Source organism: Hydrogenophaga sp. (assembly GCF_030656115.1).
Taxonomy (GTDB): Bacteria; Pseudomonadota; Gammaproteobacteria; order Burkholderiales; family Burkholderiaceae_C; genus Hydrogenophaga.
The window spans coordinates 1-10,535 of sequence record NZ_JAUSOO010000085.1 but is presented as its reverse complement, the minus strand read 5'-3'; the positions used below and the strand labels follow the sequence as shown (position 1 = coordinate 10,535).

At 60.2% G+C, this 10,535-nt stretch carries 13 protein-coding genes and 1 pseudogene; 11 read left to right on the top strand and 3 right to left on the bottom strand.

Annotation, left to right across the window (positions count from 1 at the left end):
- Positions 1-184, top strand: a pseudogene (locus Q7J58_RS12075) (3-oxoadipyl-CoA thiolase); the annotation flags it as partial.
- Positions 185-237: 53 nt separating this feature from the next.
- Here Q7J58_RS12075 and Q7J58_RS12070 read toward each other — a convergent pair.
- The gene (locus tag Q7J58_RS12070) at positions 238-876 is read right to left on the bottom strand and encodes a trimeric intracellular cation channel family protein (RefSeq protein ID WP_304828128.1); all 639 of its coding nucleotides are present in this window, start codon (positions 874-876) and stop codon (positions 238-240) included.
- A 17-nt stretch (positions 877-893) separates the two neighbouring features.
- Between Q7J58_RS12070 and Q7J58_RS12065 the strand changes: the two genes are divergently transcribed.
- Both Q7J58_RS12065 and Q7J58_RS12060 read left to right on the top strand, forming a co-directional pair.
- Positions 894-1,643, top strand: coding sequence for a sulfite exporter TauE/SafE family protein (locus tag Q7J58_RS12065; protein ID WP_304828126.1), 750 nt, complete (start codon positions 894-896; stop codon positions 1,641-1,643).
- A 66-nt stretch (positions 1,644-1,709) separates the two neighbouring features.
- Complete coding sequence (locus Q7J58_RS12060; protein ID WP_304828123.1) at positions 1,710-2,165, top strand: MaoC family dehydratase; 456 nt, start codon at positions 1,710-1,712, stop codon at positions 2,163-2,165.
- 15 nt (positions 2,166-2,180) lie between these two features.
- Here Q7J58_RS12060 and trmL read toward each other — a convergent pair whose 3' ends face one another.
- Together trmL and Q7J58_RS12050 are read right to left on the bottom strand one after the other, a co-directional pair.
- A complete protein-coding gene (trmL, locus tag Q7J58_RS12055; RefSeq protein WP_304828121.1) occupies positions 2,181-2,654 on the bottom strand; it encodes a tRNA (uridine(34)/cytosine(34)/5-carboxymethylaminomethyluridine(34)-2'-O)-methyltransferase TrmL in 474 nt (157 codons plus the stop codon).
- A gap of 158 nt (positions 2,655-2,812) precedes the next feature.
- The gene (locus tag Q7J58_RS12050; RefSeq protein ID WP_304828119.1) at positions 2,813-3,322 is read right to left on the bottom strand and encodes a phosphoribosyltransferase family protein; all 510 of its coding nucleotides are present in this window, start codon (positions 3,320-3,322) and stop codon (positions 2,813-2,815) included.
- A 435-nt stretch (positions 3,323-3,757) separates the two neighbouring features.
- Between Q7J58_RS12050 and Q7J58_RS12045 the strand changes: the two genes are divergently transcribed.
- From Q7J58_RS12045 to Q7J58_RS12010, 8 genes are all read left to right on the top strand, one after another.
- A complete protein-coding gene (locus Q7J58_RS12045; RefSeq protein WP_304828117.1) occupies positions 3,758-4,546 on the top strand; it encodes a biotin synthase in 789 nt (262 codons plus the stop codon).
- 448 nt (positions 4,547-4,994) lie between these two features.
- On the top strand, positions 4,995-5,438 hold the full coding sequence (locus Q7J58_RS12040; protein WP_304828114.1) for a DUF2244 domain-containing protein: 444 nt from the start codon (positions 4,995-4,997) through the stop codon (positions 5,436-5,438).
- Positions 5,439-5,565: 127 nt separating this feature from the next.
- Entirely contained in the window at positions 5,566-6,732 is a 1,167-nt protein-coding gene (gene coxB / locus Q7J58_RS12035) for a cytochrome c oxidase subunit II (RefSeq protein WP_304828111.1), read from the top strand.
- Positions 6,733-6,772: 40 nt separating this feature from the next.
- Positions 6,773-8,392, top strand: coding sequence for a cytochrome c oxidase subunit I (gene ctaD / locus Q7J58_RS12030; RefSeq protein WP_304828108.1), 1,620 nt, complete (start codon positions 6,773-6,775; stop codon positions 8,390-8,392).
- 23 nt (positions 8,393-8,415) lie between these two features.
- Positions 8,416-8,526, top strand: coding sequence for a cytochrome oxidase small assembly protein (locus tag Q7J58_RS12025; RefSeq protein ID WP_304828105.1), 111 nt, complete (start codon positions 8,416-8,418; stop codon positions 8,524-8,526).
- A 37-nt stretch (positions 8,527-8,563) separates the two neighbouring features.
- Entirely contained in the window at positions 8,564-9,178 is a 615-nt protein-coding gene (locus Q7J58_RS12020; RefSeq protein ID WP_304828102.1) for a cytochrome c oxidase assembly protein, read from the top strand.
- On the top strand, positions 9,175-9,381 hold the full coding sequence (locus Q7J58_RS12015) for a DUF2970 domain-containing protein (RefSeq protein ID WP_304828099.1): 207 nt from the start codon (positions 9,175-9,177) through the stop codon (positions 9,379-9,381). The genes Q7J58_RS12020 and Q7J58_RS12015 overlap by 4 nt, the downstream gene beginning before the upstream one ends.
- 73 nt (positions 9,382-9,454) lie before the next feature.
- Positions 9,455-10,336 (top strand): cytochrome c oxidase subunit 3, encoded by an 882-nt coding sequence (locus Q7J58_RS12010; protein WP_304828096.1) that lies wholly within the window; start codon positions 9,455-9,457, stop codon positions 10,334-10,336.
- Positions 10,337-10,535: the final 199 nt, after the last annotated feature.

Sequence of the window (10,535 nt, the reverse complement as noted above, 5' to 3'; positions counted from 1 at the left end):
CGACGACGAGCGCGTGAACGCCTGGGGCGGCGCCATTGCGCTGGGCCACCCGCTGGGTGCCAGCGGTGCGCGCCTGGCCACCACGGCGGTCAACCGCCTGCACGCCACCGGCGGGCGCTACGCCTTGTGCACCATGTGCATTGGCGTGGGGCAGGGCATTGCGCTGATCATCGAGCGGGTCTGAACACAGGGCCCACCCACACTGCGCAGCAGCGCAGCGTGGGGGCTATCTCCGTTTCATTCCCGCCACGCGGGCAGCTCCCAGTTGCGCCACAAGGCCATCCCACGCAGTCCCGCCGTGACCGCCACGCAGGCCATCAACGCCATCCAGCCTGGCGCATCGGCCTGCCAAAGACCCACGTACACCCACCCGCCCGCAAACGCGCACACGGCATAGGGCCGGTGGTCGTGAAACGCGCTGGGTATTTCATTGCACACCACGTCGCGCAACACGCCACCAAACACGCCGGTGATGAGGCCCATGATCACGGCCACCACGGCGGGCAGTTCCAGCAGCAGGGCCTGGTGCACGCCGGTGGCAGCAAACAGGCCCAGGCCGAGTGCGTCGGGCCACTGGATCGCACGCTCGGTCAGGTCAAAATGGCGGTGGCGCAAAAACAGCATCGCCAGCACACACAGCGCCAGCACGCCCCACAGCATCTCCACATGACGCACCCAGAAAAAAGGCCGCTGGTCCAGCAGCAGGTCGCGCAGGGTACCGCCGCCAAAGGCGGTCAGAAAGCCCACCACACACACGCCGACGGCATCCAGTCGTTTGCGCGCAGCTTCCATGATGCCCGCCAGCGCAAAGGCTGCCGTGGCCGCCAGCTCGACCAGCAAGCGCAGGGTTTCGCCCCAGAATTGAACGTTTTGCATCGTCGAATTGTCACCCCATGCCCTTGATCACCGACCCGTTTTTCTACGCTGTGGCCATTCCGGCGGTGCTGCTGCTGGGCGTGAGCAAGAGCGGTTTTGGCGCTGGCTTCGGCTCTTTGGCGGTGCCCATGATGGCGCTGGCGGTGACGGTGCCCGAGGCGGCGGCCATTTTGATGCCGGTGCTGCTGCTGATGGACTTGCTGGGGATGGCGGCTTTCCGGAACAACGTGGACCGGCGTTTGCTGCGCTTTCTGATCCCCTTTGGCCTGCTGGGCATTGGCGTTGGCGCTTTGCTGTTCAAGGTGCTGGATGCGCGCGTGGTCGCGGGCATCGTGGGCGGGTTCACGCTGTTGTTTCTCGCGCAGCGCCTGCTGTTTCCGCCGCAGCCCGACAGCCCACCGCCGCCGAAGTGGCTGGGTGCTTTGCTCACGCTCACCTCGGGCTTCACCAGCTTCATTGCCCATGCCGGTGGCCCGCCGATCAACGCCTATGTGATTCCGCTGCGCCTGTCGCCTTTGCTGTTCACCGGCACCATGGCCTTTTTCTTTTTCTTCATCAATCTCGCCAAGTGGATTCCGTATGCGTGGTTGGGCTTGCTGGACGTGCGCAACATGACCACCTCACTGACTCTGCTGCCGTTGGCCCCAGTGGGCGTGTGGGTGGGGGTGCGCATTGCGCACCGCATCCAGCCGCTGCTGTTTTACCGCATGGTGTACGCCGGCATGTTTCTCACGGGCATCAAGTTGGTGTGGGACGCTTTTCGGTAAACACCGTCGCGTGGCTTGTCGCGGTGCCGACACCCTGTTGCGCCGTCGCTCGATAGAGTTGCACGCATGAAAACCTTTGAAACCTTGGCCGACTTGGCGGCCTGTGTGGGCCAGGAAATTGCGGTCAGCGACTGGCTCTCCATCACCCAGGAGCAAGTCAACCAGTTTGCCCAGGCCACGGGCGACCACCAGTGGATTCACGTGGACGTGGAGAAAGCGCGAGCCGGTCCTTTTGGCGCACCGATTGCCCACGGCTTTCTCACGCTGTCCTTGCTGCCGGTGTTTCTGGAGTCGTCTTTTGACATTCGCCAATCGGGCATGGGTGTGAACTATGGGCTCAACCGGGTGCGCTTTACCGCACCGGTGCCGGTGGGCAGCCGTGTGCGCGGGCGGCTGACGCTGTTGGCCGCCGAACCCATTGAACAAGGCGGTCTGCAGATGACCTGGTCGGTGGTGGTGGAGCGTGAGGGCGCCGAAAAGCCGGTGTGTGTGGCCGAAGCGTTGGTCAGGTGCTACCCCTGAGCCCATGCCTGATGTTCACGCGTCTGCGGTCTTGAATTCGATTTGTCTCCATGCTTCGAAGACCGACACGGCCACCGCATTGGACAGGTTCAGGCTGCGCTGGCCTGGCACCATGGGCAGGCGCAACCGCTGATGTGTCGGAAAGCGCTCGCGTACATCGGCCGGTAGTCCCTGGGTTTCAGAGCCAAAAACCAGCCAGTCGCCCGCCTGAAACGTGTTGTCGAAAACGCTCTGGCTCCCCCGTGTGGTGAAGGCAAACAGCCGATCGGCGGCGGGCGACTCGGCGCTCAGAAACTCGGTCCAATTGGCATGGCGGCGCACTTGGGCGTACTCGTGGTAGTCCAGCCCTGCACGGCGCATGTGCTTGTCGTCCATTGAAAAACCCAGGGGTTCGATGAGGTGCAGTGTGCAGCCCGTGTTGGCGCTGAGCCGAATCACGTTGCCGGTGTTGGGGGGTATTTCGGGCGCAACAAGAACAATATTGAACATAGCGAAAGACCTGCTTGTTGCAGGAGGCAAAGGGTGGAGCGTTCCAGCGACGAACCGCGTGCGGTCAACCCCCTTGAAGGCAGGTGGTTGGCGTGGGATTTTCGGTGTTTATGGGGATGTTTTGTGGTGATCCCGTGGCCGTCTTTCAACCGACCTCTTCAATCGGATGCCGTGCGTGCAAACACCAGGGCGCTGACGTGCTGTGCGCCGGCTTGCAGAAGCGCCTGGGCTGCGCTGTGCAAGGTTGCACCGGTGGTGGTCACGTCGTCCACCAGCAGCACGTGCGTGCCAGCCAACTGCGCCGTTCGAAGGGGGTGTGCCGCAAAAACACCCTGCAGGTTGCGCATCCGTTGTTCGCGCGTCAGGCTGTGCTGGTCTGGGACTTCTCCCAGGCGGACCAGTGCATCAGGCAGGGTGTTGTTGTGGCGCCCCGATGCGTTGGGGGCCGCACGGCGCAAGGCTTTGGCGAGTTCCCAGGATTGGTTGTAGCCACGGCTGGCCAGCCGCGCGGGTGTCAGTGGCACGGGAACGGTCAGGTCGCACGTCTGCAACAAAGCCACCGCTTCCGGGTTTCTCAGCAGCAGCGCTGCCATAGGTCCGGCCCACCCCGGCTCACCCCGGAATTTGAAGCGGGCAATCAGTCCGTCCCACGGGTAGATGTAGTCCACAGCCGCCACACAAGACCGCACCAGCGCTGGTGTGGTGCGGGTTCGGCAAGCACCACAGAGATCCGCTCCAGCGGCGCTTGTGCCCAAGTTGATGGCACAGGTGCGACAGCGCAGTCGCAGGGGGGCAAAACGCTTCTCGCAGACGGTGCAAACAGGCTGCGCGGGCCAGCGGTCACACACCTGGCAACTGCTGGGCAGTTGTTCTGAAAGCCGTCGCCATGCGTGGATTGACATCGGCCCAATATACTGCTGAGCCGCTTTGCTGTCCGTCCGATCCTGGCCGCCGCTGAAAGCGATTCAAGCCCTTTACCTGATGTGAACAACGCGCCCGAAGACGAATCCGCTGTCCCTGGTCTGGACCCTCGGGCTGCCCTGCGCTGGCAACTGCAGTCGCGCAACACCAGCCCCTGGCTGCATGAGGAGGTGGCTTCTCGCATGGCCGAGCGCCTTCAGTGGTTTCGTGACAAACCCACCAGCTGGCTGCATTGGGAGCCTGTGATGGGTGGCTTGCAGGCGCACGAGCGTATCCGCTCGGTTTTGCCTGGCGCACATTGCCATGTGGCGGCCGTGCAGTTGCAGCAGGCCTTGGACGCCACGCGTGAGCCGCCTGCGTCCTCCTGGAATCCCAAGCATTGGTTGCGGGGAAAAGTGCCTGCCCCAGTCAGCGAAAGTACGCGGGTGGGCATGGTGTGGGCCAACATGGCGCTTCACCTGGAAACACGCCCGGCAGCTCTTTTGCGGCGTTGGTATGAGCACATTGAAACCCATGGTTTTTTGATGTTTTCCTGCCTTGGGCCAGACACCTTGCGTGAACTGCGAGCCGTCTACGCACGCATGGCGTGGCCTGAGCCCACCCATCCGTTTACCGACATGCACGACTGGGGTGATATGTTGGTCCAGAGCGGATTTGCCGAGCCCGTGATGGACATGGAGCGCATCACCCTGTCTTACAGTGGCGCTCAGCCGCTCTTGGAAGACCTTCGTTTGCTGGGCCGAAATCTGCATACCCATCGGTTTGCCGGTTTGCGTTCCCGGGCTTGGCGTGCGCGCTTGTATCAAGCGATCGAAGCCGGGTTTCCCCGCTCCCCGGACGGTCGCCTGTTGCTGACCCTGGAAATTATTTACGGGCACGCTTTCAAGCCGGTACCTCGCGCAAGAGGGGATACAACCACAGCGGTCTCTGTGGACGACATGCGTGCCATGCTCCGTTCGGGGCGGCGCTGAGAGGCTGAGAGTCGTTCGTTCATGCCCGCTCGCCCCCCCCAAAACGCACCCGCTAGTCTCTGCAAACGCGCGCCATAGCCTGGCTATGGCTGTGCTTTGCGCCTTGATCGGGCACGTTTTGAGGCGCCGCTCGGACGCGCCCGAAAAACGCTCATCCTCTGAGCCGCGCCTTTCGCGCCTTGCATGCCGTTGTGCCAGGACAACGGTCCGTCTCTGACGAGCACTGCAGCCGTCACCCGTTGGATCGAAAGTGACCTAAGCCACCTTGTCCCAGTCGGATGTGGCGGTTTTGTCAGGGAAGCCCCATTGAGCCGCCGCTACAATTGACATAAATCAAAGCCTTCTGGGTATTTTCCCCTACTCATTCGCGCCGGCCACCATGGACGGTGGTGGACCTGATCGGTGGTGGATGGTGAGTCAAACCAACAACGCTTTTCGACTGGCGACGATGTCTGCAGAAGGGTTGCACTGGACCTTGCGACGCAACTGTTCGGTCACTCCCGGGCAGTTGGCTGCAACGTTTTTTGCGCTGGGTGCTTTGTCGTTGGGTGTGGCCGGTTTTTTCTGGTTTCAAGGTGCTGTGTTGGTGTTGCCGTTTGCCTTGCTGGAATTGGTTGCCCTGGCCACCGCTTTTGTGGTGTATGCGCGCCATGCAGCCGACAGTGAGCGGGTCAGTTTGCAGGGTGGTCGCTTGATTGTGGAGTTGGAAACAGCTGGAAGTGTCAGGCGCAGTGAGTTCGTGAGGGCGTGGGTGCGCATTGAGCCACGATCCCGTGGAAACCTGGTTGAGGTTCGCGGCGGTGGTCTGTCGGTGCAGGTGGGCCGTTACCTTCGGCCAGAGCTGCGCCCTGTGCTGGCACACGAGATTCGGCAGGCTTTGAATTCGGTGTGAGGGTAGGGGGTTGGGTATTCCCTGGGTGGGCGGCCCTGAAAAAATTTGTTCTAATCTGCATTGATATAAATCAATACTTATATTTGAGGCGCTTAACGTGAGTACGACGAAAAAAACGGGTGATTTCATGCGAAAACGGCTGACAACGCTGCGCGCAGCAAGCACCGCGCTGGGTGCGGGTGTCTGGGTGACTGCGGGGGCTCAGGTGAACGATCTGCCAGGTGGTCCTGCCGTCAACCAACTCAACTTTGCGCCTGCGGCAACCCGCATCGCCGAAGAGCAGCACTGGCTGCATTGGTTCATGATGGGCATTTGCGCCGTCATTTTCGTCGTCGTGTTCGGCGTCATGTTTTACTCCATCCTCAAGCACCGCAAGTCGGTCGGCCACAAATCGCAAGAGCTGGCCGAGCCGATCTGGGTGGAGTTGGGGTGGACCATCGTGCCGCTGCTGATCGTGATTGGCATGGCCTTGCCCGCCACCAAAGTGCTGGTGGCCCAGAAAGACACCACCAACAGCGACCTGACCATCAAAGCCACGGGCATGCAATGGAAATGGGGCTACGACTACATCAAGGGTGAAGGCGAGGGCATCGGCTTCCTGTCCACGCTGGACAACAGCCACCGCGAAATGTCCAACAGCGGCAACCCCCCGCCCACCGACAACTACCTGCTCAAGGTCGACAATCCGCTGGTGGTGCCTGTGGGCAAGAAAATCCGCATCATCACCACCGCCAACGACGTGATCCACGCCTGGATGGTGCCGGCTTTTGGTGTCAAGCAAGATGCTATCCCCGGCTTCGTGCGCGACACCTGGTTCCGTGCTGAAAAAACGGGCGACTTTTATGGCCAGTGTGCCGAACTCTGCGGCAAAGAGCATGCCTACATGCCCATCCACGTCAAAGTGGTGTCGGCCGAGGAATACACCGCTTGGGTGGGTGAGCAGCAAAAGGCCATGGCCGCCGCCGCTGACGATCCATCCAAAGTCTGGGCTCTGACGGACATGGTCAAGCGTGGCGAGTCGGTCTATGCCGCCAATTGTGTCGCTTGTCACCAAGCCAACGGCAAAGGCGCTGGCCCAATCAAGCCGCTGGACGGCTCTGCGCTGGTGACCGACGCCAACAACGGACTCATGATCAACGTCATGCTCAACGGCGCTGCTGGTGGGGCCATGCCCGCATGGAAGCAGCTGTCTGATACCGAACTGGCTGCGGTCATGACCTATGCCAAGAACACCTGGTCCAACAAAACCGAGCAAATCGTGCAGCCCGCCGACGTGGTGGCCGCTCGCAAGTGATCTGTTTGCAGATAAATATTGAGCATCAAAGGAATCGATCATGAGTGCAGTTCTTGACCACCACGACGCACATGGACACGACCACGACCACCACGCCCCCGCGGGCTGGCGCCGTTGGGTCTACGCCACCAACCACAAAGACATCGGTACGCTGTACCTGCTGTTTGCCTTCACCATGCTCATGGTGGGTGGCATGCTGGCCTTGCTGATCCGCGCCGAGCTGTTCCAGCCCGGCCTTCAGCTGGTCAACCCCGGGCTGTTCAACCAGCTCACCACCATGCACGGCCTCATCATGGTGTTCGGCGCCATCATGCCGGCCTTCGTGGGCTTTGCGAACTGGATGATTCCGCTGCAGATCGGCGCATCCGACATGGCCTTTGCCCGCATGAATAACTTCAGCTTCTGGTTGATGATTCCTGCTGCGCTCATGCTGGTGGCCTCGTTCTTCATGCCTGGTGGCGCACCCGCTGCCGGCTGGACGCTGTACGCACCGCTGACGCTGCAGATGGGCCCCTCCATGGACGCCGGCATTTTCGCCATGCACATCCTGGGTGCTTCGTCGATCATGGGCTCGATCAACATCATCGTCACCATCCTGAACATGCGCGCGCCCGGGATGACGCTGATGAAGATGCCCATGTTCTGCTGGACCTGGCTGATCACCGCCTATCTGCTGATCGCTGTGATGCCCGTGCTGGCCGGCGCCATCACCATGACGCTGACCGACCGCCACTTCGGCACCAGCTTCTTCAACCCCGCTGGCGGCGGCGACCCGGTGATGTACCAGCACATCTTCTGGTTCTTCGGTCACCCCGAGGTCTACATCATGATCTTGCCGGCCTTCGGCATCATCAGCCAGGTCGTGCCCGCCTTCGCGCGCAAGAAGCTGTTCGGCTACGCCTCCATGGTTTATGCCACCGGCTCCATCGCTATTCTGTCTTTCGTCGTGTGGGCTCACCACATGTTCACCACCGGCATGCCGGTGACCGGCCAGCTGTTCTTCATGTACAGCACCATGCTGATCGCCGTGCCCACAGGCGTGAAGATCTTCAACTGGATCGCGACCATGTGGAAGGGTTCGATGACCTTCGAAACGCCCATGATGTGGGCCGTTGGCTTCATCTTCGTATTCACCATCGGTGGCTTCACTGGCCTGATCCTGTCGGTCGCTCCGATCGACATCCAGATGCAGGATACCTACTACGTGGTGGCTCACTTCCACTATGTGCTGGTGGCAGGCTCGCTGTTTGCCATGTTTGCCGGCATCTACTACTGGCTGCCCAAATGGACCGGTGTGATGTACAGCGAAACACGCGGCAAGATCCACTTCTGGTGGTCGATGATTTCGTTCAACGTCACCTTCTTCCCGTTGCACTTCCTGGGTCTGGCCGGCATGCCACGCCGCTACGCCGACTACCCGATGCAGTTCGCCGACTTCAACGCCATCGCTTCGGTGGGTGGTTTTGCCTTCGGTATTGCCCAGGTCTATTTCTTTGTCGCTGTGATCATCCCCGCCATGCGTGGCAAGGGTGAGAAAGCCCCGCAGAAGCCTTGGGAAGGTGCCGAGGGACTGGAGTGGGAAGTGCCTTCGCCGGCTCCCTTCCACACCTTTGAAAACCCACCCAAGCTGGATGCCACCGCCACCAAAGTGATTGGCTGATCTTGTCTGCATCGGTTCAAAACATGACGCCTGACCAAAAAAAGAACAACCTGCGCCTGGGCCTGATCCTGGGTTCTGTGGCGCTGGTTTTTTTCCTGGGCTTCGTGGGCAAGCTGGTGTTGTTCGGCGGTTGAACGGCCGCCCCGACACGTAAACTCAAAAGTGGCACCCATGGGACTGCGTCGCGAAAACTTCAAGATGGTGGGCAAGCTGTGCGTGATCACGCTGGGCATGTTCGGCTTCGGCTATGCGCTGGTGCCGATCTACAACGCCATCTGCGAAATGACCGGTATCAACATACTCGCTTTGTCCGAGCGTGAAGTGCCCGGTGCACGCCCCAAATTGCCAGCCAACACCCAGGTGGACCGCTCGCGAACCATCACCGTGGAATTCGATGTGAACACCCGGGGCCCTTGGCATTTCAAACCTGCGGTGCGCTCCATGGAGGTTCATCCGGGTGAACTGAGTACCGTGGTGTACGAGTTCCAGAACATCCAGAACCGGACCATGGCTGCCCAAGCCATTCCAAGTTACGCGCCCAAGCAGTCGGCGGCCCATTTCAACAAGCTGGAATGCTTCTGCTTCACGCAGTACACCTTGGCGGCTGGCGAGAAGAAAGAGTGGCCGGTGGCGTTCATCATCGATCCGCGCCTGCCCAAAGATGTGACCACCATCACACTTTCGTATACCTTCTTTGAGGTGGGTGGCAAAGTGCCGCAGGCGCCACAGGATGTTGCGGTTCAGGCACCTGCTGTGGTGTTGCCCAAAGGAGCTGATCCGGTATGACCGACCCCCTGCACCAACGCAAAGGTTCCTTGGTTGGCACGGTTAAGGCTGTGCTTTGGGGCTTTCTGGGTGTTCGCCGCAATGCCGATTACCAAAATGATGTTGCCAAGCTCAACCCGATCCACATCATGGTGGTGGGTGTGCTCATGGCCTTGCTGTTTGTTCTCGCCTTGATCCTGCTCGTCAATTGGGTTGTGGCCTGAGCGAACGGCATCAACAGCATCACGATTTTCATTTTTCCGATATTCATACAAGCGAAAGCAACTAGGAGTGAGCATGTCAGCAGCAACACACGGCACGACGCCTTATTACTACGTACCCGGGCCATCGCGTCACCCGGTGATGGCCGCCATTGGTCTGTTTTTCGTGATCCTGGGCGCAGGCCAATGGATCAACGGCGCCGATTGGGGTATGTACTCGCTGGCGTTTGGAATGGCCTTCTGGCTGATCGTCTTGTTCCAGTGGTTCCGCGATGCCGTCAACGAGAGCGAAGGTGGGCTGTATGGTCACAAGATTGACCTGTCATACCGCTGGAGCATGAGCTGGTTCATCTTCTCCGAGGTGATGTTTTTTGGCGCGTTCTTCACTGCTCTGTGGTGGGCACGTGTGCACTCGGTTCCCGCGCTGGGCAACATTGAAAACGCCCTGATCTGGCCCGACTTCACGTCGATCTGGCCCAGCATGCAGGCCGGAGTGACCGCATCGCCTGCCGGCATCGTTGAGCCCTTCCAGACCATGGGCCCTTTCTGGTTGCCCACCATCAACACCGCGTTGCTGTTGACCTCTGGTGTCACTTTGACCATTGCTCACCACGCCCTGCAGGCCGGTAACCGAGGCAAGACGATAGCGTTCATGTGGATGACGGTGATCTTGGGCGTCATTTTCCTGTTTGTGCAAGGTTACGAATACGCGCACGCCTACGCCGACCTGAACCTCAAGATGTCATCAGGTATCTTCGGTTCCACCTTCTACATGCTGACGGGTTTTCATGGTTTCCACGTGTTTGTGGGCATGCTGATGTTGCTGTTTATCACGCTGCGTCTGCAAAAGGGTCATTTCACCGCCAAGAGCCACTTTGGCTTTGAGGGCGCTGCTTGGTACTGGCATTTTGTGGACGTGGTCTGGCTGGGTTTGTACATCCTTGTGTATTGGATGTAAACCGCTGGCGGGATGGCCGTATCCCGCTCAGGCAAAGAAAAAAGCGCCTGTCGGCGCTTTTTTCTTGTGCGCCCAGCATGGGCGCACTCCTGCGGGTGCAAGTCCCGCCGCAAGTTGACCAAGACGAGCGAAGCGAAGCGCAACCGCATGAGGGCGACCGAGTGTGGGAAGGAAGCGTGGAGCGCAAATCATGAGCCGA

What these genes read in the sequence shown, in the direction of transcription:
- Q7J58_RS12025 (WP_304828105.1), top strand. Translation starts at nt 8,416, where the DNA reads ATGACGCCTGACCAAAAAAAGAACAACCTGCGCCTGGGCCTGATCCTG.
- Q7J58_RS12015 (WP_304828099.1), top strand. Translation starts at nt 9,175, where the DNA reads ATGACCGACCCCCTGCACCAACGCAAAGGTTCCTTGGTTGGCACGGTT.
- Q7J58_RS12065 (WP_304828126.1), top strand. Translation starts at nt 894, where the DNA reads ATGCCCTTGATCACCGACCCGTTTTTCTACGCTGTGGCCATTCCGGCG.
- Q7J58_RS12060 (WP_304828123.1), top strand. Translation starts at nt 1,710, where the DNA reads ATGAAAACCTTTGAAACCTTGGCCGACTTGGCGGCCTGTGTGGGCCAG.
- Q7J58_RS12040 (WP_304828114.1), top strand. Translation starts at nt 4,995, where the DNA reads ATGTCTGCAGAAGGGTTGCACTGGACCTTGCGACGCAACTGTTCGGTC.
- Q7J58_RS12010 (WP_304828096.1), top strand. Translation starts at nt 9,455, where the DNA reads ATGTCAGCAGCAACACACGGCACGACGCCTTATTACTACGTACCCGGG.
- Q7J58_RS12045 (WP_304828117.1), top strand. Translation starts at nt 3,758, where the DNA reads ATGGCCGAGCGCCTTCAGTGGTTTCGTGACAAACCCACCAGCTGGCTG.
- coxB (WP_304828111.1), top strand. Translation starts at nt 5,566, where the DNA reads ATGCGAAAACGGCTGACAACGCTGCGCGCAGCAAGCACCGCGCTGGGT.
- Q7J58_RS12020 (WP_304828102.1), top strand. Translation starts at nt 8,564, where the DNA reads ATGGGACTGCGTCGCGAAAACTTCAAGATGGTGGGCAAGCTGTGCGTG.
- ctaD (WP_304828108.1), top strand. Translation starts at nt 6,773, where the DNA reads ATGAGTGCAGTTCTTGACCACCACGACGCACATGGACACGACCACGAC.
- Q7J58_RS12070 (WP_304828128.1), bottom strand. Translation starts at nt 876, where the DNA reads ATGCAAAACGTTCAATTCTGGGGCGAAACCCTGCGCTTGCTGGTCGAG.
- trmL (WP_304828121.1), bottom strand. Translation starts at nt 2,654, where the DNA reads ATGTTCAATATTGTTCTTGTTGCGCCCGAAATACCCCCCAACACCGGC.